At 63.5% G+C, this 24,098-nt stretch carries 27 protein-coding genes; 12 read left to right on the top strand and 15 right to left on the bottom strand.

What is annotated here, in order from left to right; genetic code table 11:
- Nucleotides 1-18: 18 nt before the first annotated feature.
- From LB556_RS07590 to LB556_RS07560, 7 genes are all read right to left on the bottom strand, one after another.
- Entirely contained in the window at nt 19-813 is a 795-nt protein-coding gene (locus tag LB556_RS07590; RefSeq protein ID WP_224565659.1) for an SDR family oxidoreductase, read from the bottom strand.
- A 29-nt stretch (nt 814-842) separates the two neighbouring features.
- Nucleotides 843-1,838, bottom strand: coding sequence for an inositol 2-dehydrogenase (gene iolG, locus LB556_RS07585; RefSeq protein ID WP_224565657.1), 996 nt, complete (start codon nt 1,836-1,838; stop codon nt 843-845).
- A 116-nt stretch (nt 1,839-1,954) separates the two neighbouring features.
- On the bottom strand, nt 1,955-2,722 hold the full coding sequence (locus tag LB556_RS07580; protein WP_224565655.1) for an ATP-binding cassette domain-containing protein: 768 nt from the start codon (nt 2,720-2,722) through the stop codon (nt 1,955-1,957).
- A 2-nt stretch (nt 2,723-2,724) separates the two neighbouring features.
- Nucleotides 2,725-3,801 (bottom strand): ABC transporter permease, encoded by a 1,077-nt coding sequence (locus LB556_RS07575; protein WP_224565653.1) that lies wholly within the window; start codon nt 3,799-3,801, stop codon nt 2,725-2,727.
- Between the two features lie 109 nt (nt 3,802-3,910).
- Nucleotides 3,911-4,852 carry a sugar ABC transporter substrate-binding protein gene (locus LB556_RS07570; RefSeq protein WP_224565651.1) on the bottom strand — a complete coding sequence of 314 codons (942 nt, stop codon included), beginning with the start codon at nt 4,850-4,852 and terminating at the stop codon, nt 3,911-3,913.
- A gap of 353 nt (nt 4,853-5,205) precedes the next feature.
- On the bottom strand, nt 5,206-5,805 hold the full coding sequence (locus tag LB556_RS07565; protein ID WP_224565649.1) for a hypothetical protein: 600 nt from the start codon (nt 5,803-5,805) through the stop codon (nt 5,206-5,208).
- A 270-nt stretch (nt 5,806-6,075) separates the two neighbouring features.
- Nucleotides 6,076-7,107: a LacI family DNA-binding transcriptional regulator gene (locus LB556_RS07560; protein ID WP_224565648.1), complete on the bottom strand. Its 1,032-nt coding sequence runs from the start codon at nt 7,105-7,107 to the stop codon at nt 6,076-6,078.
- 137 nt (nt 7,108-7,244) lie between these two features.
- Between LB556_RS07560 and LB556_RS07555 the strand changes: the two genes are divergently transcribed.
- The 3 genes from LB556_RS07555 to LB556_RS07545 are packed head-to-tail and all read left to right on the top strand — an operon-like array spanning nt 7,245 to nt 9,922.
- Entirely contained in the window at nt 7,245-8,336 is a 1,092-nt protein-coding gene (locus LB556_RS07555) for a fatty acid desaturase family protein (RefSeq protein ID WP_224565647.1), read from the top strand.
- A gap of 36 nt (nt 8,337-8,372) precedes the next feature.
- Entirely contained in the window at nt 8,373-8,687 is a 315-nt protein-coding gene (locus LB556_RS07550) for a MocE family 2Fe-2S type ferredoxin (RefSeq protein WP_224565644.1), read from the top strand.
- The gene (locus tag LB556_RS07545; RefSeq protein WP_224565642.1) at nt 8,684-9,922 is read left to right on the top strand and encodes an NAD(P)/FAD-dependent oxidoreductase; all 1,239 of its coding nucleotides are present in this window, start codon (nt 8,684-8,686) and stop codon (nt 9,920-9,922) included. Before LB556_RS07550 ends, LB556_RS07545 begins: the two co-directional genes overlap by 4 nt.
- 78 nt (nt 9,923-10,000) lie before the next feature.
- Here the strand turns inward: LB556_RS07545 and LB556_RS07540 are convergent, their stop codons facing one another.
- The 5 genes from LB556_RS07540 to hslV form a co-directional block, all read right to left on the bottom strand.
- Nucleotides 10,001-10,960 (bottom strand): DUF1402 family protein, encoded by a 960-nt coding sequence (locus tag LB556_RS07540; protein ID WP_224565640.1) that lies wholly within the window; start codon nt 10,958-10,960, stop codon nt 10,001-10,003.
- A 173-nt stretch (nt 10,961-11,133) separates the two neighbouring features.
- Nucleotides 11,134-12,444, bottom strand: coding sequence for an ATP-dependent protease ATPase subunit HslU (gene hslU / locus LB556_RS07535; RefSeq protein WP_224565638.1), 1,311 nt, complete (start codon nt 12,442-12,444; stop codon nt 11,134-11,136).
- 4 nt (nt 12,445-12,448) lie between these two features.
- Nucleotides 12,449-13,048 carry a DUF2585 domain-containing protein gene (locus tag LB556_RS07530; RefSeq protein WP_224565636.1) on the bottom strand — a complete coding sequence of 200 codons (600 nt, stop codon included), beginning with the start codon at nt 13,046-13,048 and terminating at the stop codon, nt 12,449-12,451.
- Nucleotides 13,049-13,056: 8 nt separating this feature from the next.
- The gene (locus tag LB556_RS07525; protein ID WP_224565633.1) at nt 13,057-13,572 is read right to left on the bottom strand and encodes a GNAT family N-acetyltransferase; all 516 of its coding nucleotides are present in this window, start codon (nt 13,570-13,572) and stop codon (nt 13,057-13,059) included.
- 86 nt (nt 13,573-13,658) lie between these two features.
- Nucleotides 13,659-14,210 (bottom strand): ATP-dependent protease subunit HslV, encoded by a 552-nt coding sequence (hslV, locus tag LB556_RS07520; RefSeq protein ID WP_224565631.1) that lies wholly within the window; start codon nt 14,208-14,210, stop codon nt 13,659-13,661.
- Nucleotides 14,211-14,443: 233 nt separating this feature from the next.
- On the opposite strand from hslV, the gene hisB reads away from it, so the two are divergent.
- The 9 genes from hisB to coaA all read left to right on the top strand — a co-directional run bounded on the left by hisB (nt 14,444) and on the right by coaA (nt 20,219).
- Nucleotides 14,444-15,043 carry an imidazoleglycerol-phosphate dehydratase HisB gene (hisB, locus tag LB556_RS07515; RefSeq protein ID WP_224565629.1) on the top strand — a complete coding sequence of 200 codons (600 nt, stop codon included), beginning with the start codon at nt 14,444-14,446 and terminating at the stop codon, nt 15,041-15,043.
- Between the two features lie 4 nt (nt 15,044-15,047).
- On the top strand, nt 15,048-15,524 hold the full coding sequence (locus LB556_RS07510) for a DUF2628 domain-containing protein (protein WP_224565627.1): 477 nt from the start codon (nt 15,048-15,050) through the stop codon (nt 15,522-15,524).
- A gap of 1 nt (nt 15,525) precedes the next feature.
- Complete coding sequence (gene hisH / locus LB556_RS07505) at nt 15,526-16,176, top strand: imidazole glycerol phosphate synthase subunit HisH (protein ID WP_224565625.1); 651 nt, start codon at nt 15,526-15,528, stop codon at nt 16,174-16,176.
- Nucleotides 16,177-16,181: 5 nt separating this feature from the next.
- Entirely contained in the window at nt 16,182-16,472 is a 291-nt protein-coding gene (locus LB556_RS07500; protein ID WP_224565623.1) for a DUF1330 domain-containing protein, read from the top strand.
- Nucleotides 16,473-16,476: 4 nt separating this feature from the next.
- Nucleotides 16,477-17,226 (top strand): 1-(5-phosphoribosyl)-5-[(5-phosphoribosylamino)methylideneamino]imidazole-4-carboxamide isomerase, encoded by a 750-nt coding sequence (gene hisA, locus LB556_RS07495; RefSeq protein WP_224565621.1) that lies wholly within the window; start codon nt 16,477-16,479, stop codon nt 17,224-17,226.
- Complete coding sequence (locus LB556_RS07490) at nt 17,223-18,059, top strand: arginase family protein (protein ID WP_224565619.1); 837 nt, start codon at nt 17,223-17,225, stop codon at nt 18,057-18,059. Before hisA ends, LB556_RS07490 begins: the two co-directional genes overlap by 4 nt.
- Nucleotides 18,056-18,850 carry an imidazole glycerol phosphate synthase subunit HisF gene (hisF, locus tag LB556_RS07485; protein WP_224565968.1) on the top strand — a complete coding sequence of 265 codons (795 nt, stop codon included), beginning with the start codon at nt 18,056-18,058 and terminating at the stop codon, nt 18,848-18,850. The genes LB556_RS07490 and hisF overlap by 4 nt, the downstream gene beginning before the upstream one ends.
- A gap of 61 nt (nt 18,851-18,911) precedes the next feature.
- Nucleotides 18,912-19,235: a phosphoribosyl-ATP diphosphatase gene (locus LB556_RS07480; protein ID WP_224565617.1), complete on the top strand. Its 324-nt coding sequence runs from the start codon at nt 18,912-18,914 to the stop codon at nt 19,233-19,235.
- Nucleotides 19,236-19,259: 24 nt separating this feature from the next.
- Complete coding sequence (gene coaA, locus LB556_RS07475) at nt 19,260-20,219, top strand: type I pantothenate kinase (protein ID WP_224565615.1); 960 nt, start codon at nt 19,260-19,262, stop codon at nt 20,217-20,219.
- Nucleotides 20,220-20,308: 89 nt separating this feature from the next.
- Here the strand turns inward: coaA and LB556_RS07470 are convergent, their stop codons facing one another.
- The 3 genes from LB556_RS07470 to LB556_RS07460 form a co-directional block, all read right to left on the bottom strand.
- Nucleotides 20,309-21,856: a DegQ family serine endoprotease gene (locus LB556_RS07470; protein ID WP_224565613.1), complete on the bottom strand. Its 1,548-nt coding sequence runs from the start codon at nt 21,854-21,856 to the stop codon at nt 20,309-20,311.
- A gap of 187 nt (nt 21,857-22,043) precedes the next feature.
- Nucleotides 22,044-22,763, bottom strand: a complete 720-nt coding sequence (locus LB556_RS07465) for an MBL fold metallo-hydrolase (protein ID WP_224565966.1) — start codon at nt 22,761-22,763, stop codon at nt 22,044-22,046.
- Nucleotides 22,764-22,798: 35 nt separating this feature from the next.
- The gene (locus tag LB556_RS07460) at nt 22,799-23,965 is read right to left on the bottom strand and encodes a diphosphate--fructose-6-phosphate 1-phosphotransferase (RefSeq protein ID WP_224565611.1); all 1,167 of its coding nucleotides are present in this window, start codon (nt 23,963-23,965) and stop codon (nt 22,799-22,801) included.
- Nucleotides 23,966-24,098: the final 133 nt, after the last annotated feature.

Raw genomic sequence — 24,098 nt, 5'->3', positions numbered from 1 at the left:
AAAACTGCTCGCATGAACCTACTCCGGCGATGAACCCGCGACGCTCTGGTCGTAGTCGACCAGCGATCCGGTCATGACGCCCGATTGCGGGCTGACCATGTAGCTGATCAGCCGCGCGAGCTGGTCCGGCTTGACCAACTGGCCCATTGGCTGCGCCGCCTCGGCCTTCGCCAGCCAGTCGTCGGGCGCGTCGTGCCATTTCTTCTGGACGATGTCCTCGCCTTCGGTGTCCATCCAGCCCGGCAGCACGGCGTTGCAGCGGATGCGGTTGAAGCGATAGGCGTTGGCGACGTTCTTGGTCAGCGTCATCAGTGCGCCCTTGCTGGTCGAATAGGGCGTCAGGAAGGACTGGCCGGTATGCGCCGACATCGACAGCACGTTGACGATCGAGCCTGGGGTCTTCTTCTGCAGCAGATGCGCCACCACGCCCTGCATCAGGAAAAACGGGCCGCGCACATTGGTGTCGAAGATCTGATCGAACAGCTCTTCGCTGGTCTCGACCAGCGAGCCGCGCGCCGAGGTGGCGGCGGCGTTGACCAGCGCGTTGATCGTACCGAAATGGGAGAGCGCGTTGGTGACCGCGCGCTTGCAGTCGGCCACCTTTGAAACGTCGGCGCTGATAAAGATCGCGTCGACGCCCGATTTCTTGAAATGGGCGACAGCCTTGTCGCCCTTCTCCTGCGAGCGGCCGATCAGCGCCAGCGCGCGGCAACCTTCGTCGGCCAGCGCCTCGGCGACGGCAAAGCCGATGCCTTGCGCACCGCCGGTGACGATGGCGCGTGTGTTCGAATTGCGGTCGGCGGATGCGCTCATCGCCCTGCTCCTGTGCCTTGGGTCTGTTCTTATTTGTCGAGACGCACGGTCTTGCCGGATGTCGCCGACTTCAGCGCGGCGTCCGCCAGCTTCAGCGCGACAAGGCCGTCCGCGCCGCTCGGCGCCGCCTTCTTGCCTGAAGTCGCAGCGGCGATGAAGGCGGCGATCTCATTGGCATAGGCGTCGAGATAGCGGGTCATGAAAAAGTCGTGCAGCGGCGGGCGGGTGTAGCCCTTCTCGTTGGCCAATTCGATCGACACCGGCCGCTGGTTTTCGGCCGCAACCATGCCTTTCGAGCCATGCACCTCGATGCGCTGGTCGTAGCCATAGGTGGCGCGGCGCGAGTTGGAGATGACCGCCTGCTTGCCTGACGCGGTTTCGAGGATGACGCTGACCGAGTCGAAATCGCCGGCTTCGCCGATCTTCTTGTCGACCAGCACCGAGGCATGCGCGCTGACCGCGACGGGCTCCTCGCCGAGCAGGAAGCGCGCCATGTCGAAATCATGGATGGTCATGTCACGGAAAATGCCGCCGGAGCGCGCGATGTAGTCGAGCGGCGGGGCGCCGGGATCGCGCGAGGTGATGGTGACCATCTCCACCGTGCCGATGGCGCCGTCGTCGATCGCCTTGCGCACGGCGGCGAAATGCGGATCGAAGCGCCTGTTGAAGCCGACCATCAGCGTCGCCTTGGCCTTGTCGACCACGGCAAGGCATTTCTCCACCCGCTTGACGTCGAGGTCGATCGGCTTCTCGCAGAAGATCGCCTTGCCGGCCTTGGCGAAGCGCTCGATCAGATCGGCATGCGTGTCGGTCGGCGTACAGATGACGACGGCGTCGATGTCATTGGATTTCTCGATGGCGTCGATGGTCCGCACCTCGGCGCCATAGGCGCTCGCCAGTTCGCTCGCCGCCTTCTCGAAAGCATCGGCAACGGCGACCAGTTTTGCCTGCGGGTTTGAGCCCACGGCGCGGGCGTGGACCTTGCCGATGCGGCCGGCACCGAGGAGGGCGAAGCGAACAGTCATGGATATGTCCTTTGGGGATGGGTTCGAGAGAGTTGTGTCCGCACCTTCCTGTCGAGGAAAGGTGGCAAGGTTATTTCCCGGTGTGGCGGATCGTCCTAGAGCCGGGTAACCACCGCCTAGGCCGCGAGTTCCGCCTCGCCAGTCTTGGCGCCGGTGATGTACGATACGATATCCTGGCCGTCGGTATTCTCCTTGCGCAGATTGGCGACGATGCGGCCGCGCCGGAACACCACGATGCGGTCGCAAAGGTCGAACACTTGGCGCATGTTATGGCTGATCAGGATCATCGGCTCGCCATTGTCCTTCAGCGTGCGGATGATGTTTTCGACCTGCGCCGTCTCCTGCACACCGAGTGCCGCCGTCGGCTCGTCCATGATGATCAGCTTGGAAGCGAAGGTGGCCGTCCTGGCAATCGCCACGCACTGCCGCTGACCGCCCGACATATGGCGTATCGTGTTGGAGAGGTTGGGTATCTTCACCGCCGTGCGCACCAGCGCCGCCTCGGTCGCCTTGCGCATGTATTTGCGGTCGAGGATCGAGAACGGGCCGAGATTGAACAGCACCTTTTCGCGGCCAAGGAACAGGTTCGACGGCACGTCGAGATCGTCGGCCAGCGCCAGGTTCTGGAACACTGTCTCGATGCCTGCCTCGCGGGCCTCGATCGGGCCGGCGAAATTCACTTGCCTGCCGTCGAACCAGATCTGGCCGCTGGTGCGTTGTTCGACAGCGGTGATCTGGCGCACGAAGGTCGACTTGCCGGCGCCGTTGTCGCCCATGATGGCGACATGCTCGCCCTTGCGCAGCTCGAAGTTGGCGCCCTCAAGCGCATGCACGCCGCCATAGCGCTTGGTGAGGTTTTCGGTCTTCAGCACGATGTCCGACATGGTCAAGCCCTCAATGCCCGCATGCGTTGGCGCCACTGGTCGAGAACGACCGCGCCGACGATGATCACGCCCTTGACCATCTCCTGGTAGTAGGCGTCGAGGCGCAGGAAGGTGAAGCCGGAGATGATGACGCCGAAGATCAGCGCGCCGATCACCGTGCCGATGATGGAGCCGCGTCCGCCCGACAGCGAGACGCCGCCGATGACCGCCATGGCGATGGCGTCGAGTTCGTACATCACGCCCATGCCGGCCTGGGCGGTGAGGTTCTTGGACGAGAGCACCACGGCGGCGAGCGCGGCCAGAATGCCGGCGATGACGTAGACGAGGATCTTGTGATTGGCGATCTTGATGCCCGACATGCGCGCGGCATCCTCGTTGGAGCCTATCGCGTAACAATGCTTCCCGTACCTGGTGTAGGTCAGGATGAGCTGGAACAGCACGGCCAGCGACAGGAAGATGATGACAGGCATCAGGCCCTTGCCGATCGCCGCGAAACTGTCGGTCGGAAACGAGATCGGCTGGCCCTTGGACCACCATTTGGCGATGCCGCGCGCCGTCACCATCATGCCGAGCGTGGCGATGAAGGGCGGGATGCGCGTGTAGGCGATCAGGGCGCCGTTGACCAGGCCGGCGAGCAGGCCGCAGCCGATCGCCACCAGCACCGGCACGATCACCGGCAGGTCGGTCCAGCCCTGCGCCAGGAACATCGCCTTGGGGTTGGGATTGCCGTTGACGGTCGCGACCTGGGCGAAGCTCATCGCGATCATGGCGGTCGCGCCGACGATCGAGCCCGAGGACAGGTCGATGCCACCCGTAATGATCACCTGCGTGACCCCGATGGCGATGATGCCGACGATCGACACCTGCAGGATGATGATCTGCAGCCGCGCCTCGTTGAAGAGCCCGGAAACGTCGCTGCGGGTGTTGAACAGAAAGCTGTCGCCGAGAAAGACGCGGCCGATCAGTTCGAAGACGACGACGAGAATGACGAGCGCCAGGAAGACGTTGAATTCGGCCGGCCATGTGCGCTTCTTGGCGTCATAGCTTACTTCGCCGACGCCGTGGGATGTCTGTGCCAATCTTCTTTCCTCCGTCAACCGCGGTCGTTCCTCGGGCCGCCTTTCAGGCGCTGGAGGAAAGAGGGCGGCGCTGTCATATGCGCGAGAGCGCCGCCCGTATGTCCGTGGCTCAGTTCTTCTTCAGGAACTTGTCGATGTTCGCGGGCGTGACCAGCTGGAACGGAACATAGACCTTGCGTTCGACTTTCTCGCCCTTGGCGAGCTTGAGCGCCGCATCCAGCGCGCCCGCGCCCTGGCCAGCCGCGTCCTGGAACACGGTGGCGTCGAGGTCGCCTGCCTGCATGGCGGCAAGCGCGTCCTGGGTGGCGTCGACGCCGCCGACGACAACCGACTTCATGTCGATGTTGGCGGCCTTCATCGCCTGGATGGCGCCGATGGCGCTTTCGTCATTGTTGGCGATGACGCCGTCGAACGGCTTGCCGGTCGACAGCCAGTTGGTCATCAGGTTCTGCGCCTGGTCGCGGTCCCAGTTCGAGGTCTGCTTGTCGATGATCTTGATGAAGCTGCAGTCCGGCGTGGCGATGACATCGTCGATGTCCTTGGTGCGCTGCACGGCGGCCTGGTTGGAAAGCTCGCCCATGATCACATAGACATTGGCTTCCTTCTTGCCGGCTTCCTTGAACAGGCGGCAGACTTCCTTGGTTTCGAGCGTGCCGGAATCGGCTTCGTTGGAAGCGACGAAAGCCTGGTTGTCGGGCAACGTGTCGACATTGACCGGCTGGCGGTTGACGTAGACCAGCGGAATCTTGGCGGCTGCCGCGGCATCCGACATCGCCTGCGTGGCCGAGGTGTCGACCGGGTTGACGATGATGGCGTCGACTCCCGAGGCGGCGAAGTTCTTGATCTGGTCGAGCTGCTTGGCGACGTCGTTCTGTGCATCCTCGACCTGCAGGTCGACGCCACTCATGCCCTTGGCCTGCTCGATCATGCCGTTGCGCAGCACGGTGAGGAAATTGTCGTCGAATTTGGCCATCGAGACGCCGATCTTGGCGGCCATGGCCGATGAACTCATCAGCGCCGCGAAGGCGACGCCCAGAAGCAGTTTCTTCATTGTAATCTCTCCTCCACTTTTGGTGTCCGGTTGCACCGATCTCTCCGGAATCCCCGATCTGCCTGGGGAATCTCTCCCGATTGTCTTCTCTCCCCGGGTGGCGCCTGCCGTTTGCTGGAACGCCAAAGCCTCTGTTTGAAACAGATGTTCCGGAACGAAAGAACCAAAATACATGACTGGTGAAATATTTATTCCATTTCGTCGGGAGGCGTCAAGGGCGATTCCAAAACCGGACGTGCGATTTTGCCCGACGCGTCGATGCCGTGCGATGCTGCAGCGCGAATGCCGCTGCCGGCGGCTATGGCGCGCCGGGTCCATTTCCTTGATGTCGTCGACAGTCGATGGCGTTGCGTTCAGAAATGCCAGATGTCCCTCTGCAGCAAGAGATCGAGCGGCGTTCTCCAGACCCTGTATCGCGCCGCCTGCCTCACCTGCTGTTCGACACAGAGCTTGCCGTTGAGATCGAAGAAAGCTCCAATTCGCTTTCGGGCGTGAAGCTTCTTTCCCCTGGTATTGTAATTGCCGATCGGCATCCGGTGTCTGCTGATGGTTCGCCCATCCTGTGATAACGCGACCCCGGTACAGAATTGTTCCGGGGTGTGCGCACGCACGATTTCGCTGACTTTCTCGCTGGCGGCGTGCGCTCGCTCCAGAGCCGGAATGTTATCATGATGAACGCCAAGCACGCCGCTCGCCCACATCGTCTCATCTCCGGTCAGAATGTGGCCTCCAATTGAGAGCCCCTTGCCTTCGAGCGCGCGATAGGGATCCTTCGGGCGTCCTTCGCACCGCCACATTATGGACGACTGGGCTGAAATTCTTTTGAAAGATCGCGATATGTCGCCGGTCGGATACATGTCCGTGTCCATGAAGAACAGACGCTCGCAACGCTGCAGCAGATCGATAATACCGGCGGCCTTGATGCCAAACCTGTATCGATCGCCGAAGGACATCTCAGCCTGTCTCTGGGCCGTGAGTTCGATCGTTTCGATGGGATAGCCATCGAAAATGCCGGGCCTGTCGGTGAGGACAGCAATCCTGGCGCCCGGGCAATAGTGAAGCAGGCGAAGGGCGCTGAAGAGCGCGCCACGCGCATAGAACTCATCGCTCCCAAAAGCGATGTAGCCGAACCCATCCCCGTCCATCAGGCATGTATATATTAGCGGCAATTAATGCGTCAATTTGGATGCGCGTCGGGCGCGATTGCCGAAGGTCCAAGGTCGCTAGATGTTTTCGGGCAGGTAGATGTCGAACGGCAGGAAGGTCTGGCCGGGCGCGTTGGCCGCGCCCGTCTCGATGGCGTGCGCCATGAGATCGAGCAGTTCGCGGCACAATGCCGCCAGCGGCGTGGAGATCACCATGGTCAGCACCCCATCCGCCAGGGCGGACCGCGAGACTGCCGATATCTCGTTGCAGACCACCGCCGGCATCGCGGCCGGCTTGGCCTGCCTCAGCGCCGCGACCGCGCCTTCCATGCCGCCGCCGGCGACATAGCAGCCGACGAGATCCGGGTGGCGGCCGAGCAGGTCGAGCAGCGTGTCCTGGGTGATCTGGTTGGCCTCGAGGTTGACCAACGTTTCGAGCAGGGTGAAGTCCGGCGCCTGTTCGCGGAAGAAGGAGCGGAAGCCGATCTCGCGCAGTTCGTGGCCGTGGAAGCGGTGGCTGCCGACGAAGAGCGCGACCTTGCCCGGCCGCCTCGCCGCCTTTGAGATCATCCAGGCCGCGGTGCGGCCGACCTTGCGGTTGTCGAGGCCGACATAGCCTTCGCGGATGCCGGCCGCGAAGTCGGACAGCAGCGAGAAGACCGGCAATCCCCTGGCCTTCATGTCCTCGACGGTGACCGTCAGCGCCGGGTGATCCGGCCCGACCAGGGCGACGGCCCTGCATTTTGCCGCCAGCCTGCGCGTGCGCTCGACGATTTCGTCTGGCGTCAGCGAACTGGCGAAGTCGATGATCGCGACGCCGCGGAAGCGCTGCGATTGCGCCACTGCGAGTTCGAGCTGCCGCGCGAACTCCGTGTAGAAGACATCATTGCCTCTCAAGAGCAGGAAGCCGAGCCGGTATTCCGGCAACTCGTGGCGCATACGCTGCTTGATCAGGCCGGCCGCGTGATAGCCGATCTCGGTCGCGGTCTCGTAGACGCGGCGCGCGGTCTCGGCGCGCACCGGCAGGCGATTGTTGAGCACGCGGTCCACCGTGGCAACGCTGACGCCGGAGACGCGTGCCAGATCGGTGATGGTCGGCCGTTTCGCCATGATCGCCCTCGTTCGATTGCCCGCACCGATACACCATTCTGATGGGAAATGATAGAAACTATCTTTGTGATGTTGAGTCTATCATGGCTTGGCGCTATTTCTGAGCATGGAGCCAGTTGGCGATCAGGGAGGCAATCATGACCGCAGCGCCGTCCCGGCGTGACTACAGCCTGATCGGCCGCGACGCCCGGCTTGCCGTCGAAAACGGCCTGTCGGCGGCCGAGTGGTATCACACCGACATCCCTCGCAAGCAGATGAAGGAACTGATGCAGCGTTCCGATGGCCCGGCGATCCGCGACACCGCGATCTGGCTGGCCGCCCTCCTCATCAGCGGTGCCGGCGGCGTCTGGTTCTGGGGCACCTGGTGGTGCGTGCCATTCTTCTTCGCCTATGGCGTGCTCTACGGCTCGTCCACCGATTCGCGCTGGCACGAATGCGGCCACGGCACGGCGTTCCGCACGCAGTGGATGAATGATGCGGTCTATCAGATCGCCTGCTTCATGATCATGCGCAATCCGGTGACCTGGCGCTGGAGCCACACGCGCCACCACACCGACACCATCATCGTCGGCCGCGATCCTGAAATCTCGGTCATGCGGCCGCCGGACCTTGTGCGCCTCGTCCTCGGTTTTATCGGCGTGCTCGATGCCTGGCGCGCGATGTCGGACATGCTTCGCAACGCCGCCGGCAACATCAGCGCGGCCGAGAAGACCTTCATTCCCGAACAGGAGCAGCCCAAAGCAATCCGTATTGCCCGCATCTGGACCGCGATCTATGCCGCGACCATTGCGCTGGCGCTCTACAGCGGATCGTTCCTCCCCCTGATGCTGGTCGGCCTGCCCAGGCTCTATGGCGCCTGGCATCACGTCATGGTCGGCCTGCTGCAGCATGGCGGTCTCGCCGACAACGTCACCGACCATAGGCTCAACAGCCGCACCGTCTACATGAACCCGATCAGCCGCTTCATCTACTGGAACATGAACTACCATGTCGAACATCACATGTTCCCTATGGTGCCCTACCATGCGCTGCCGAAGCTGCATGAACTGATCAAGCATGACCTGCCGGCGCCGACGCGATCGATCCTGGCCGGCTATCGCGAGATGATCCCGGCCTTCCGCCGCCAGTTGCGCAACGAGGACTATTTCCTCAAGCGCGAGCTGCCGGCGACCGCCAGGCCGTACCGCGAGGAATTCCACAACGACAGCGCGGCGGTCGCGGCTGAATAGCCACGCGCCGCCACGCGATCTCCAGGGGAGGATTGAATGAGCGATTGGGTCGAGGCCTGCGCCGCCGGTGACATTGATGAAGAGGACGTGATGCGCTTCGATCATGGCGGCCGCACCTTCGCCATCTATCGCAGCCCGGACGACGAATATTTCGCCACCGACGGCTTGTGCACCCATGAGAAGGTGCATCTCGCCGACGGGCTGGTGATGGACGAGATCATCGAATGCCCCAAGCACAATGGCCGCTTCAACTACAAGACCGGCGCGGCCAGGGGAGCGCCGGTCTGCGTCAACCTCAGGACCTATCCGGTCAAGGTCGATGCAGGCAAAGTCCTCGTTCAGATCGGATGACCGGCATGGCACGCGGGGTGGTGATCATCGGAGCCGGCGAATGCGGCGGGCGGGCAGCACTTGCCTTGCGTGAACTGGGCTATGCGGGTCCGGTGACGCTGGTCGGCGACGAGCCGCATCCGCCCTATGAGAGGCCGCCCCTGTCCAAGGCGGCGATGGCCGGCGACGCACCCGCGATCAAGGCGATCGCCAGTGACGAGGTCCTGGCCGAAAAGTCGATCCGGCACGTCCATTCCGTCCAAGCCGTGGCGATCGATCGCGTGGCGCATAGGGTGCGCCTGTCGGACGGTTCGGTACTGCCCTACGACAAGCTGCTGCTGGCCACCGGCTCGACGCCGCGCAAGCTGCCGATGCCTGGCCTTGGCAGGCGCTGCGTCTATCTCAGAACCTTCGCCGACGCGCTGGCCATTCGCGTCCATCTCAAGGCCGGCAACCGCATCGCCGTCATTGGCGGCGGGTTCATCGGTCTTGAGCTTGCGGCAGCAGCCCGCAAGCTCGGCGCTGCGGTCACCGTCATCGAAGCGCAGCCCCGCATCCTGATGCGTGGCGTTCCGGCCGAGATCGCCGAAATCATCCATGAAGCCCATGTCGCCGAGGGTGTCGACATGGTCTGCGGGGACGGCATCGCCTCCATCGCCGACGACGGCGAGGAGGTGCGGGTGAGGCTTGCCGGCGGCCGGGAGATATCAGCCGATCTCGCCGTCATCGGCATCGGCGCCGTGCCGGTCAGCGGGCTCGCGGCCGAAGCCGGCCTGGCCATCGAGAACGGCATAGCGGTCGACGCCGAACTGCGCAGCAGCGATCCCGACATCTTTGCCGCCGGCGATTGCTGCTCGTTCCCGCTTGCTGTCTATGGCGGCCGCCGCGTGCGGCTGGAAGCCTGGCGCAATGCACAGGAACAGGGCGCTCTTGCCGCGAGGAACATGCTTGGCGCCGGCGAGGCGCATACGGCGGTGCCGTGGTTCTGGTCGGATCAGTATGATCTGTCCCTGCAGATCGCTGGTCTCTCCGACGAAGGCCGCACGGTGGTGCGCCGTGACCTTGGCGCCGGCGCCTTCATCCTGTTCCACCTCACCGAGGACGGCAGGCTGGTGGCGGCCAGCGGCATCGGCCCGGGCAATGCGGTCGCCCGCGACATCCGGCTGGCAGAGATGCTGATCGGCAAACAGGCCAAGCCGGCCCCGGAGGCGCTGCGATCGCCTGAAATCAAGCTGAAGGCATTGCTGGCGGCGTAGGGCCAATTGTGGAAATCGGCGTAGACGCTGAAAGCCGTGCGAACACCGATTCCCCGCAGCACGGAACTTCACTGGACTCTAAAACAGCGCCTTCAGCTCGTCCAACTTGTCGTTGACCAGCCAGCCGTAATAGTTCTCCTCCGGCAGCTTTTCCGGCTCGCCGGCGGCGCGGCGCTTTTCGTTCTCGGCCTTCAGCGCATAGGCGCGCTGCTCCGGATTGCCGACATTGTAGAGCGTGGCGGTCAGCCCCGGATTGCCCGAAATGTCGAAGCCGGCGATGTTCCTGTAAGCGTCGATCGATTTCTTGATCGTCGCCGCGACATAGGGCAGCGTCAGGTCCGGATCCATGATGGTCTTGTAGACTGAATTGGGATCGGAAACGTCGAGCTCCGGCAGGCCGGACACCTTATGCACGAGATCGCTCATCTGCAGGGCGGTCAGCGGGTTGAGCTGGCCGAGGCCGAAGGTCTGGCCGGCATAGTAGGGCTGGAAGAAGGTGGCGCCGAAACGATTGTCGGGGAAATCCTCGCCGCCGACGGTCTTGCCACGAAACGAATGGTTCCAGACCTGTTCGCGGCATTCCCACAGATCGTAGCTGTCCGAAATCGCGGCGCATTTCTTGAATTCCGGCCGCTGCACGAAATCGCTGACGTCCTCGCCGTCATAGGCGAAGGACAGCTTGCTCGAGAGGTATGAGATCGCCTTGACGTAATAGGTCTGCAACCGGTCGTAGGCGTCGACATTATAGGTATGCTCACCGACGATGGCGCCGACGATGTGCATGGGGTCGATGCCATAGGCGCTTGCCGCCTTCTTGATCTTGGCGCGCAGATCGGCGTCGTTCCGCAGCAGCGCATAGACCTTGCGATACTTCGCCTGGAAGGTGGTGTTGGTCGCCTGCGTGCGCCGGCTGGAGGCGCCGGGAATGTCGGGCTGCTCGGCATTGCGGTTTCCCGCCGGCACCAATGTCGCCGCGTCGGCGGCGAACAGCGTCGCCGCCAGCGTCAAGCCGAGAATGACCAGGATGAGTTTTTTCATGCGCCGCCGCCTGCAGATCTTGCGGGCAAACTAGGTAAAGCTCTCAATCGAGTCGAGAGCGCGCCTTCCGCCAGCGAGGCGAAAGGTGGCCGGATGATACCATCCGGCCACACATGGTTCAGTCGCGGGACCGCACTGCCTTAACCAGCGCCGGACCGCACCGGCGCCCACATTCAAAGGATGAATCGCGACAGATCCGTGTTTCTGGAGAGGTCGCCGACATGCTTCTGGACATAGGCGGCGTCGATGGTGACGGCCGTGCCGTGGCGGTCGGGCGCATCGTAAGAGATATCGTCGAGCACCCGCTCCATCACCGTCTGCAGCCGCCGCGCGCCGATGTTCTCGATGCTGGCGTTGAGGTCGACGGCGACGCCGGCGAGCGAATCGATGGCGTCGTCGGTGAAGGTGAGCTCGACGCCTTCGGTCTTCATCAGCGCGATATACTGCTTGATGAGGCTCGCCTCGGTCTCGGTCAGGATGCGGACGAAGTCCTCCTTCTCCAGCGCACGCAACTCAACGCGGATCGGCAGGCGGCCCTGCAGTTCCGGCAGCAGGTCGGATGGCTTCGAGACATGGAAGGCACCCGAAGCGATGAACAGGATGTGGTCCGTCTTCACCGGCCCGTACTTGGTCGCCACCGTCGTGCCTTCGACCAGCGGCAGCAGGTCGCGCTGCACGCCTTCGCGGGACGGGCCGCCGGAAATGTCCGACCTGGCCGCGATCTTGTCGATCTCGTCGAGGAACACGATGCCGTCATTCTCCGTCGCGTCGAGAGCCCGCCGCACGACCTCGTCCTGGTCGAGCAACTTGTCGGACTCGTCGCTGACCAGCAGGTCGTAGGACTCCTTCACCGTGGTCTTGCGCTGCTTGGTCTTCTTGCCGCCCATCGCCTTCGACAGCATGTCGTTGATGTTGAGCACGCCGATATTGGCGCCGGGCATGCCGGGAATCTCGAAGCCGGGCATGCCGCCATTGCCGGTGTCGGCCACCTCGATCTCGATTTCCTTGTTGTCGAGTTCGCCCTCGCGCAGCTTCTTGCGGAAACTGTCGCGCGTCGCCGGGCTTGCCGTCTTGCCGACCAGGGCTTCCAGCACGCGTTCCTCGGCGTTGACATGTGCGCGCGCCTTGACGTCCTCGCGCATCTTCTCGCGCACGAGGCCGATGGCGATCTCGACAAGATCGCGGATGATCTGCTCGACGTCGCGGCCGACATAGCCGACTTCGGTGAACTTGGTCGCCTCGACCTTGACGAAAGGCGCGCCGGCGAGCCGCGCCAAGCGACGCGAGATCTCGGTTTTGCCGACGCCGGTCGGGCCGATCATCAGGATGTTCTTCGGCATCACCTCTTCGCGCATCTGGCCTTCGAGCTGCTGGCGGCGCCAGCGGTTGCGCAAGGCGATGGCCACGGCGCGCTTGGCGTCCTTCTGGCCGATGATGAAGCGGTCGAGTTCCGAAACGGTTTCGCGGGGGGAGAATGTGCTCATATCACTAAATTCCACTTTGCCACTGCTTGATGGCCTCGAACGGATGCAGCAGCATGATCACGTTGAGTGTCAGATTGTCCCGGATGAGATAGCCGGTGCCCAGTTCGAAGAGGATGGCGAGGCTGACGATCACCCATATAGGTAACCTTCGCGCCATCACAAATCCCAGCACCATGGCCAGTGTGTCGGACACCGAATTGATGATGCTGTCGCCGTAATAATCGAGCGAGATGGTGCCGGCGCGGTAGCGGTCGATGATGAACGGGCTGTTCTCCAGCAACTCCCAGCCACCCTCGATCAGGACGGCGAATGCCAGCCTCAGGCCGACCGGCGAACGCGGGAACAGGAACCGTGCCAGCGCATAGAACAGGAAACCATGAATGATATGCGAGAACGTGTACCAGTCCGAAATATGCTGGGAGTTCTCCGAACTGTTCACCACGCCATGCCAGAGTTTGACGTAGCCGCAGGTGCAGATTGGCGGATGGCCCATCAGGTAGAGCGTGACGGCCTGGACGACGATCAGGCCGGCCACGATCAGCAAGCCCATCCGCCAGCTGCTTTCATAGGCCGAGAGGTTCTTGTCCTCGCTGGATGCGACCATGCCTTGGATTACCCTTCCTGCGCGTCTTCGGCGTCGATGGCCATCAACACGACGTTGCCATAAATCGATTGCCTGCGATCTATGGCCCGGAACCCGGCTTTTTCATAGGCGCGGATGGCTCTGACATTGGCGGGGTCGGGGTCGATGATGACGCGCGGCACGCCTTCCTCGAACAGGTCTTCGACGAACTGGCGCACGATCGCCGGGCCATGGCCGATGCCGACCAGTTCCGGCCGGCCGATCGTGACATCAATGCCCAGCGTGCCGAAAGGCTGATCCGCGTAGGGATGGTCGTCCTCCATATGCGGATCATAGCTCTGCAGATAAGCGATCGGCTTTCCGTCGAGCTCGACAATCAGCGGCTCGACAGAGATGCTGTCCATGTGATCGGCAATCTCCGCGATTTCCGTCTCGGGATCGTCCCACCATTGCGCAACATGCGGCTCGGCCAGCCAGCCCGCGATCATCGGCAGGTCCTTTTTGGTCACCGGCCGAAAATCGTAGCTATTTTCTTGTCTGGCCATGGTCTTTTCCGAAAACCGGCGTCCACTTTTCGCTTTCGCGGTCCTGCGGTTCGGGACCATGATCGGCCTGATCAAGCCGCATCGAGTCAGGCCGCATCCAGCGTTTCGACAACGAAATTGTTGTTGGTGTAGACGCAGATATCGGACGCGATCTGCATCGCCTTGCGGGCGATCTCCTCGGCATCCTTGTCGGTGTCCATCAGCGCACGCGCCGCGGCCAGCGCGTAGTTGCCGCCCGAACCAATGGCCATGACGCCGTGTTCGGGTTCGAGCACATCGCCATTGCCGGTCAGCGCCAGCGAAACCGACTTGTCGGCAACCAGCATCATCGCCTCCAGCCGGCGCAGATAGCGGTCGGTGCGCCAGTCCTTGGCGAGCTCGACGCAGGCGCGCGTCAACTGGTCGGGATATTGTTCGAGCTTGGCTTCGAGCCGCTCCAGCAGAGTGAAGGCATCGGCGGTCGCACCCGCGAAACCGGCAATCACATTGCCGTCCTTGCCGATGCGACGCACTTTGCGGGCGTTGCCCTTCATGATGGTCTGGCCAAGGCTGACCTGGCCGTCGCCGGCGATCACCACCTTGTTGCCCTTGCGCACGGTCACGATCGTCGTGGCGTGCATGGTCAATTCATTGGACATTTCCTGCTCCGATTCGCGCCATCCCTCTAAAAGGCGATTTGGCGCGGTACGAGTGACTTTGATCGGCCATATGTATGCATGGAGCCAATGATTGCAAACCGCTCGATAGCGCCCGGTATCGCAACTGGCAATCGCCGGATCATGCTGCTAGAAGGCTCTCGTTTTTCAAGCCCGCGAGCGCTTGAAGCCCGTGAACCGGTCACGATCTGAACCACTGGCACAAGGATAGAGTGATGGCGCCTCGTTCCGCCGACGCAAGCCGCAAGACCAGGGAAACCGACATCTCGGTGTCGGTCCATGTCGACGGCTCCGGCCAATCGGATATAGCCACCGGTGTCGGCTTCTTCGACCATATGCTCGACCAGCTTTCGCGCCATTCGCTGATCGACATGACCGTCAGGGCGACGGGCGATCTGCACATAGACGACCACCACACGGTCGAGGATACCGGCATCGCGCTTGGCCAGGCCTTGACCAAGGCGCTTGGCGAGCGGCGCGGCATCATGCGCTACGCCTCGATCGACCTTGCCATGGACGAGACCCTGACGCGCGCGGCGATCGACGTGTCGGGCAGGCCTTTCCTGGTCTGGAACGTTTCGTTCTCTTCGCCCAAGATCGGCACGTTCGACACCGAACTGGTGCGGGAATTCTTCCAGGCGCTGGCGCAGAATGCCGGCATCACGCTGCATGTCACCAACCATTATGGCGCCAACAACCATCATATCGCCGAGACCTGCTTCAAGGCGGTGGCGCGCGCGCTGCGCGCCGCAATCGAGCGCGATCCGCGCCAGCCTGACGCGGTTCCCTCCACCAAGGGTTCCTTGAAGGGATAGCTCCATGGCCGCCTATATCGTGATGGAGCCGCCTGGCCGCAGTGAGAAAGTCGACACGACGGCCTTTGTCCGCGACGGCTTCGCCTGGCTTGGCCTGCTGGTGCCGCCGCTCTGGCTTGCCTGGCACCGGCTGTGGATCGAAGCCGTGCTCGCCTTCGTGGTCATGGGTGTGCTTTCGATGCTTGGCGAGGGGCTTGGCCTCGGTGTGGCCGGCTCGCTTTTGTCGCTGCTCGTCTCGCTCTATGTCGGGCTGGAGGGCCAGGGATTGCGCGTCGCGGCACTGCGCCGCCGCGGGTGGCATGAATGGGGCGTCGTCGAAGCCGGCAGGATCGGGGAGGCCGACATGCGCTATGCCCTTGAGGCCGAAGGGCTTCCGGCTGAAGCAGCGCCGCCGCCGCGCATCGTTCCGGACGCCGCTCTGGCGCGCCCGGCGCAGCCTGGCATGGCGCTCGGGCTGACCCACATTCCGGGACGGCGCTGAGATGCGGGTTGCGATCATCGATTACGGTTCGGGCAATCTGCGTTCGGCCACCAAGGCTTTCGAGCGCGCCGCGCGTGAAGCCGGCATCGCAGCGCAGATCGACCTGACGGCCGACGCCGACCGTGTGCGCACCGCGGACCGCATCGTCCTGCCCGGCGTCGGCGCCTATGCCGACTGCGCGGCCGGCCTGCGCGCCGTCGAGGGCATGTGGGAGGCGGTCGAGGACGTCGCCATCGCCGAGGGCCGGCCATTCCTTGGCATCTGCGTCGGCATGCAGCTGATGTCGCAGCGCGGCCTCGAAAAGACCGTCACCAACGGTTTCGGCTGGATATCGGGCGACGTCAAGGAGATCACGCCGGCCGATCCGGCGCTGAAAATCCCGCAGATCGGCTGGAACACGATCGAATTGAAGCGTCAGCACCCGCTGTTTTCCGGCATTCCGACCGGACCAACCGGGCTGCATGCCTATTTCGTCCACTCCTACCATCTCGATGCGAAAAAGCCGGACGAGGTCCTTGCCGTTGCCGACTATGGCGGCCCGGTGACAGCCGCGGTCGCGCGCGACAACCTCGCCGGCACGCAGTTCCATCCTGAAAAGAGCCAGGCGCTGGGCCTGGCGCTGATCGCCAATTTCCTGCGCTGGAGGCCCTGAACACCATGAGCAAGAAGGGCTACTGGATGGCGATGATCGATGTCCGAGACCCCGAATTGTACAAACGGTACATCGAGGCGAACGCGGCGGCGTTCGCGAAGTATGGCGCGAAATTCGCCGTGCGGGCCGGCCGCCATGAAAATCCGGAACGGCCGACCGGCAACCGCCACGTGCTGGTCGAGTTCGAGTCTTTCGACAAGGCGGTCGAATGCTATCATTCGCCTGAATACCAGCATGCTTCGCAGTTCCGGCTTGCCGCCTCATCAGGCCATTTCGTCATCGTGGAAGGCGCTTGAGCGGATGATCCTCTTTCCAGCCATCGATCTCAAGGACGGCCAATGCGTGCGCCTCAGGCACGGCGACATGGCCACCGCGACCGTCTACAATGATGACCCCGCCGCGCAGGCAAAAGCCTTCGAGGAGCAGGGCTTCGAGTGGCTGCATGTCGTCGACCTCAACGGCGCCTTCCAGGGCCAGAGCGTCAACAGCGCCGCGGTCGGCGCCATTCTCAAGGCGACGAAGAGCCCGGTGCAGCTCGGTGGCGGCATCCGCACGCTGGATGAGATCGAGGACTGGCTCGATCGTGGGCTCGCCCGCGTCATCCTCGGCACGGTTGCGGTGCGCGATCCCGATCTGGTCAGGCAGGCCTGCAAGGCCTTTCCTGGCAAGGTGGCCGTCGGCATCGACGCCAAGGGCGGCAAGGTGGCGGTCGAGGGCTGGGCCGAGGCGTCGAGCCTGGGCGTCATCGAACTGGCCAGAAAGTTCGAGGGCGCCGGCGTCGCCGCCATCATCTACACCGATATCGACCGCGACGGCGTGCTGACCGGCATCAACTGGGACGCCACCATCGACCTCGCCGATGCTGTGTCGATCCCGGTCATCGCCTCGGGCGGGCTGGCTTCGATCGCCGACATCGTGCGCATGACCATGCCCGACGCGCAAAAGCTCGAGGGAGCGATTTCGGGCCGCGCCCTCTATGATGGCCGCATCGATCCCGCCGAGGCGCTGGCGATCCTGCAAGGCAGGGCAGCGATGGAGGCGCGGTCGTGAAAGTCTCGCTCATCCTGGCCTCCTATGACAGCGGCCATTATCACGGCGGCATGGGCCAGGGGCCCGACGCGCTGATATCAGGCGGGCTGGTCGATGCCCTGACCCTTGCCGGCCATGACGTCACGGTCGAGGATATCGGCAGGGTCGGCGACGACCAGGAGCGCGAGATCGCCACGGGTTTTGCCGTCTGCAACGCCGTGTCGGGCGAGGTCCGCATTGCCCGCGACAGGGGGCGGTTCCCCATCGTGCTGGCCGGAAACTGCCTGACGTCGGCGGGCGCCGTCGCCGGCGAGGGCGCCGATGCCATCATCTGGGCGGACCAGCACGGCGACCTCAACACGCCCGAGACTTCCGTGCATGGCTTTCTCGACGGCATGGCGCTGGCGACGGTGCTTGGCCTGTGCTGGCGTCCGATGGCATCGGCCATTCCCGGCTTCAAGCCTATAGATCCGGCGCGCTGCGTGCTCGTCAACGCCCGCGATCTCGATCCGGCGGAGGAGAAGCTTCTCGAAACATTGCCGGTCATCCGGACGGAATGTCCGGGCGTGGCGCAAGCGGCGGAAAAACTGAACGCAGCCGGCGCCAGCAGCGTGCACATTCATCTCGATCTCGACGTGCATGACCCCGAGGAGCTGCAAGCCAACCGTTACGTCACCCCTGGCGGGCCGAACCCGGAGCAGCTGCGCGATGCGGCCTGCGCCATGGCGCTTGCCGTGCCGGTCGTCGGCATCACCGTTTCCGCTTACAATCCGGCCTTCGATGCCCAGGCCGACGTGCCGCCGCTGGTCGGCCAACTGCTGACCGACCTGCTTGCCACCATAGAGGGCCGCTGATGCTGAAAGCCCGCGTCATTCCTTGCCTCGACGTCAAGGACGGCCGTGTCGTCAAGGGCGTCAATTTCGTCGACCTCATCGACGCCGGCGATCCGGTGGAGGCAGCCAAGGCCTATGACGCCGCCGGCGCCGACGAGCTCTGCTTTCTCGATATCACCGCTTCGTCGGACAATCGCGAGACCATCTTCGACGTCGTCGCCCGTACCGCTGAACAGTGCTTCATGCCGCTGACCGTCGGCGGCGGCGTGCGCCAGATTGCGGACATCAGGAAATTGCTGCTGGCCGGCGCCGACAAGGTGTCGATCAACACGGCGGCGGTGAAGAACCCGGATTTCGTCGCCGAAGCCGCCGACAAGTTCGGCAACCAATGCATTGTCGTCGCCATCGATGCCAAGAAAGTGTCCGGCGCCGGCGAGGCCGACCGCTGGGAGATATTCACCCACGGTGGCCGCGAGAAGACCGGTATCGACGCGGTCGAATTCGCGCGCCGCATGGTCGATCGCGGCGCTGGCGAGATCTTGTTGACGTCGATGGACCGCGATGGCACCAAGGCCGGCTACGATATCGCGTTGACGCGGGCAGTATCGGACGCGGTGCGCGCGCCGGTCATAGCATCGGGCGGTGTCGGCACGCTCGACCACATGGTCGAAGGCATCCGCGACGGCCATGCGGGTGCGGTTCTGGCGGCGTCCATCTTCCATTTCGGAACCTACACGATTGCCGAAGCCAAGGCGCATATGGCCAAGGCCGGCCTGCCGATGCGGCTGGACTCGCTGGGCAACAGGTCCTAGAGCATGTTCCCTGAACCGGCTTTTCGGAAAAGATCGGCCTTAGACAAGAAGATAGACGGATATGGCCGAATTTTCGCTCTCCGACCTGGAAAAAATCGTCAGCGACCGCGTCCATTCCGGCGATCCGGACTCGTGGACGGCCAAACTGTTCGCGCGCGGCATGGACAAGGCGGCGCAGAAGCTCGGCGAAGAAGCGGTCGAGACGGTCATCGCCGCCGTCAAGGGCGACAAACAGGGCCTCGTTTCGGAAAGCGCCGATCTAATGTATCATTGGCTCGTCGTTCTCGGCATAGCGGGCGTTCCGCTGGACGACGTGCTCAAGGAGCTCGAAAGCCGTACCGGGCGTTCGGGCATCGCCGAGAAGGCGTCACGGCCCAAGGGCTGACCGCGAGGGAGGGCAGGTATCTCGATGGATCAGCTCGCGCCAACCGAGAAATATTCCCCCTTTCGCTTCTTCTCGGCCGAGCAATGGTCGCAGTTCCGCGCCCAGACGCCGCTGACGCTGACCGAGGACGAATTCCGCCGCCTGCGGTCGCTCAACGATCCCGTCGACCTCGAAGAGGTCAAACGCATCTATCTGTCATTGTCGCGGCTTTTGTCGGCGCATGTCGAGGCGAGCCAGCTTCTGTTCCGGCAGCGCCAGGCCTTTTTCAATGCCGTCGATATCGTCAAGACGCCGTTCATCATCGGCATCGCCGGTTCCGTCGCGGTCGGCAAATCGACCACGGCGCGCGTGCTGAAGGAACTTCTGGCGCGATGGCCGTCGAGCCCCAAGGTCGACCTCATCACCACGGACGGCTTCCTGTTGCCCAACGAGGTGCTGCGCCGCGAAAACCTGATGGAACGCAAGGGTTTTCCCGACAGCTACGATGTCGGCGCGCTGCTGCGCTTCCTTTCCGGCATCAAGTCGGCGTTGCCCGACGTCCGCGCACCGGTCTATTCGCACCTCACCTATGACGTCATCCCCGGCGAGTTCGTCACCATCGACCGGCCCGACATCCTGATCTTCGAAGGCATCAACGTGCTGCAGCCGGGCAAGCTGCCGCAGGACGGCAAGATCGTGCCCTTCCTGTCGGACTTCTTCGACTTCGCCATCTATATCGATGCCGACGAAAAGCTGATCCACCAGTGGTATATTTCCCGCTTCATGCGGCTGCGCGAGACCGCCTTCCGCGATCCGGACTCCTTCTTCCACCGCTACTCGCAGCTGTCGGAGGATGCGGCGAGGGCAATCGCCGAGGGTCTGTGGACCAACATCAACCTGAAGAACCTGCGCGAAAATATCCTGCCGACGCGCGCCCGCGCCGACCTGATCCTACGCAAGGGCGCCGACCACCTGGTCGAGGAAGTTGCGCTGCGCAAGCTCTGAAGCGCGTCGCGTCGGAACGGATCCATTAGGCGTGGTGGCGGGACCGTCGCCGGCAAACCCGCCACAGGATGTTAAGTCAGCGTCACGGCTCAGCCATTGGCGAACGGGACGGCGACATAGATCTGGCTGCCGTCGCGTTCCACCAGCAGCAGCACCGATTTGCGGCCTGACTTGCTGGCCTGCGCGATGGCCTGCGTGACCTGCCTGGCGTTCTTCACCGGCGCCTGGTTGACAGCGACGATGATGTCGCCGGGCTGGATGCCGGCGCTGCCCGCGGCCTTGTTCGGGTTGACGGTTGCGACCACCGCGCCCTGCTCGTTGTCGGCCAGGTTCATCTGCTGGCGTATATCGGGCGTGATGTCCATCAGGCCGAGGCCGATGGCCGGCGCGCGGGGGCCCTGTTCGGGGCTCGGCGCGCCGGAACCGCCGGTCGATGCCGTCTTCGCATCGTCCTGGTTGCGCCCGACATCGACGGAGATCTGCATGGCCTTGCCCTTGCGCCAGACAGCCACCGGTTCCTTGGATCCTGGCGCGACGTCCGCGACGGCCCGCGACAGATCCTTCGGATCCTTGATGTCCTGGCCGGCGAAGCCGGTGATGACGTCGCCGGTTTCGATGCCGGCCTTGGCAGCGGGCGACCCATCATTGACCTGCGAGACCAAGGCGCCGCCTGGATGGTCGAGCCCGATGGCGTTGGCGACGTCCGGGGTGACGGGCTGGATCTCGACGCCGAGATAGCCGTATTCGATGTTGCCACCCTTCATCAGCTTGGCGACCACCTTCTGGGCCTGGTCCGACGGGATGGCGAAGCCGACGCCGACGCTGCCACCATTGGGCGAATAGATCGCCGTGTTGATGCCGACGACATTGCCATTGATATCCACGAGCGGACCGCCGGAATTGCCGTGGTTGATCGGGGCGTCGATCTGGATGAAGTCGTCGAACGGCCCGCTATGCAGATCGCGGCCGCGCGCCGAGACGATGCCGGCGGTGACCGTGGTGCCGATGCCGAACGGATTGCCGATCGCCAATACCTGATCGCCGGTCATCAGCTTGTCGGAGTCGCCCCACTTGATGGTCGGCAAGGCCTTGTCGGCTTTGATCTTCAAGACAGCGAGATCGTTCTTGGCGTCGCGGCCGACCAACTTGGCCGGAAGCTCCGTGCCGTCGTCGAGCGTGACCTTGATCGAGGATGCGCCGTCGACGACGTGGTTGTTGGTGACGATGGTGCCGTCGGCATTGACGATAAAGCCTGAACCAAGTGCCTCGGCGTGCGGCGACTGTTGCTGCGGAGGCGTCTTGGGAGCAGGCATGCCCTGATCGCCGAAGAACTGGCGGAAATAGTCATCGAAAGGAGAATTGCCGCCGAAGGGCGAACCTTGGCTCATGATTTGCGGCTGCCCCTTCATGACGCTCGTGACGGTGACGACAGCGGGCTTGGTCGACGCCACGATCGGCGCGAACGATCCGTTCGGAGCCGTTGTTCCGGCGGCTGGGGTCTGCGTTGTCGCAACGACTTTGCTCAAGCTGGCATTGCCAGTGCTTTGGGCGACTGCGCCGACGACGGGGGAGATGATCAGCGCAGCGCCCAGCAGGGCGGCGACGCGATGCCTGCGAAGAATACCAATGGGTGACATGGTCGTTCTGTCCGGGCGAGGGTTGATCCGGCGCCGCGAGCGGCTCTTGGGAGAAGGCGCCCGTCAGCGTGTCGACGACCGGGGGCCTGTCTCGCCGTACATGGCAGCCGGCCGGATCGACAACCAGCTATCTAGGGTCCGGATCGGCCTGGATCAGGGCTTTTGCCCGACCTTACGAAGATTTAATTCAGAGCGCGCTTACGGATCGTAGATAGGCCGACGCAATTTCACGCATGCGATTGCCGTCGAAGCTTGGTCCGTGGCCGCCGTGGCCGATGCGGACCGGCAGGTCGAGCAGGCGCCGCATCGTGCTGATGTAGGCCCCCCTGTCGGAATCCGGCAGATCGTCGATCAGCGTGTCGTCATAGATGGCGTCGCCGCTGAACAACAGGCCATCCGCCTCGTCGAACAGCGCGATCGAATCCGGCGAATGCCCGGGCAGGTGCAGCACCCGAAACCGGCGGTCGCCGAGATCGACCACGTCGCCTTCGTCGAGCGTGCGCGTCAACGGCGCCGGCGCTATCGCATAGTCCGCCGATTTCCAGCCCGGCGCCGGCAATCTTGAGACAGCGCCTTCGAGATCGTGGAACATGTAGGCGTAGGTCGCGGCCTCATCCATGCTCTCGAATTGCGCCGCGCTCATGCTTGGACCGGCCCGCAGCGGAAATTCGTGCAGCGAGCCGACATGGTCGAGGTGGATATGGGTGGCGACGACCAGAAGCGGCTTGCCTTCGGGCGTCGTTATCTGCGGCGCCAGCGGACAGATGCCCATGCCGGTATCGACCAGAAGGTCAACGTCGCGGCCGGTGAAATGCCAGATGTTGGCACGCACATAACCGTGCACGAACGGCTCGGTCAGCATCGTCGTCTTGTCGTCGACGATGCGTCTGCTGAACCAGTTTTCCATCAGGTGGGAGCCGGGCACCAGGTGTGAGTCTGGCATCAGACGAACGGTTTTCCGACCTTGTATTTCTCCGGCACCAGTCGCTTGAGATAGGCCATGCCGGTTGCGGACAGCTGGTTGGCGTCGCGCTCCATGAAATCGTCGGGCATGTGGCGGGTCTTGCCGGCGACGTTCTTCAGCGGCACCTTCTTCAGCACTGTCTTGCCGCCATCATATTGCAGCGCCACCGAGCCGCCGCCTTGTTCGGCCACGCCGACGGCAAAGGCGCCGGCATCGAAGGCCTCCTGTGCGTCGACGGCGCTGATGGCGCCGACATAGCCGCGCGGCATGTAGCCGAGCGCGTCGACGCGGGCACGCTTGCCAGGCAACCCCTCGGCCAATGCCCGTTCGAGCGCCGCCGGCAGGTCGCTGCCCGACAGTTTGACGTTGCCGTGCTGGTCCCGTTCGAGCTTGTCCGCGGGCACCAGGCTTTCGACCAGCGCCTTGCCGTCGGCGGTGCTGACGCCTTCCGACACGGCGACGATGCAGCGCTTGTGGCGGTCGAGCGTGGCGCGCACGTCGTCGATGAAGCCGGCGGCGGAGAACGGCCGCTCCGGCACGTAGACGAGATGCGGGCCGCTGTCGGGGTCGAGTTGCCAGGCCGTCGCCGCCGCGGTCAGGAAGCCGGCATGGCGGCCCATGACGATGCCGACATAGATGCCGGGCAGCGCACGGAAATCGAGGTCGACGGACAGGAAGGCGCCGGCGACGAATTCGGCCGCCGACATGAAGCCCGGCGTATGGTCGTTCTCCTCGAGATCGTTGTCGATGGTTTTCGGCGCATGGACGAAAGCAATCTTGCCGCCCGCGGCATCGGTCAGGATTTGCTGCGTGCCGGAGGTGTCGTTGCCGCCAATATAGATGAAGGCGTCGGCGCCCGCTTTCTGCAGGCCCTTCAGGATGACCTCGCAATAGGCGGCGTCAGGCTTGTCGCGCGTCGAGCCCAATGCCGCGCTCGGCGTTCCGGCGATCAGCCGCAGCCGGTCCTCCGGAATGGCGGAAAGGTCGACATAATTGCCGTCGCGGATGCCGCGCACGCCGTGGATGGAGCCCAGCACCTTGGCGCCGGGATGCCGCTTGCGGATCTCCAGCGTGGCGCCCACAACCGTCTGGTTGATGACGGCGGTCGGGCCGCCGCCCTGCGCGATGACAAAAGTTCCGGCCATTCCTGACGTCTCCCTAAAGCATGATGGCGAAAAGTGTGAAGCGGTTTTCGGACGACATCATGCTCTAATTCTTGATTTAGAGACGGATTTAGATTTCAGGTCGAACGGACCTGAAATCACCCGGCTCTAGGCG

Origin of the sequence: Mesorhizobium sp. ES1-4, assembly GCF_020164745.1 — a bacterium.
GTDB lineage: Bacteria > Pseudomonadota > Alphaproteobacteria > Rhizobiales > Rhizobiaceae > Mesorhizobium.
The sequence above is the reverse complement of the archived record's forward strand: the minus strand, read 5'-3'. Positions and strand labels throughout refer to the sequence as shown.